The sequence below is a fragment of the Oleiphilus sp. HI0067 genome, from assembly GCF_001635735.1.
Genome location: NZ_LWFI01001113.1, coordinates 1 through 697 on the forward strand (window position 1 = coordinate 1; position 697 = coordinate 697).

1 protein-coding gene is annotated in these 697 nt (G+C 42.3%); it reads right to left on the reverse strand.

The annotated features are described in order from the left end of the window. Positions 1 to 682 (reverse strand): GGDEF domain-containing phosphodiesterase (locus tag A3739_RS16150; protein WP_231877095.1); only part of this gene is annotated, 682 nt, incomplete at its 3' end. Positions 683 to 697: the final 15 nt, after the last annotated feature.

Sequence of the window (697 nt, forward strand, 5' to 3'; positions counted from 1 at the left end):
CACAACGCTCTGGATCCGACATAACAGCTGTTTCTGTCAGCTCTAGTTCGAGACATTGGGGAGAAATTTGACTCGTTTCGAGTGCTGATTCAAGTGAAGAAATGAATCCGTCATAGGCGAGTTGACGACTTGAAACGTTGACGCTGATGGTAACGGAAGGATCAAGTCCGCATTGCTCTTGCCAATATTTTAATTGAGCACAAGCATCATTCATGACCCATAAACCTAAGTCATTGATTAAGCCACTTTCTTCTGCGATAGAAATAAATAATATTGGGCTAATCATTGTGCCTTCTAATTCCCAGCGAAGCAGTGCTTCAAACCCAATGATTTCTTTACCGGCAGGGCCGTATTGCGGCTGATAGTATGTCATCAGTTGTTTGTTTTCGATGGCATGCTTGAGTTTTGCACCAAGTTCAATGCGCATCATTGCTTCTTCTTCTAATTCTTGAGAAAAGTAAGCGAATTGATTACGTCCTTTATTTTTCGCCAAGTACATCGCTGCATCGGCATTTTTCAAGAGTACGTTCGCGCTATTTTGTGTGCCATCGTACATCGCGATACCGATACTTGCTGCCGCGAAAATTTCATGTTTTTGTACAAAATGTGGTGCTGCCAATGCATCAATAATGCGGTTCGCGACAGTACTGGTATCTGCACTGGAATTTACATCAGTAAGCACTATACAAAACTCATC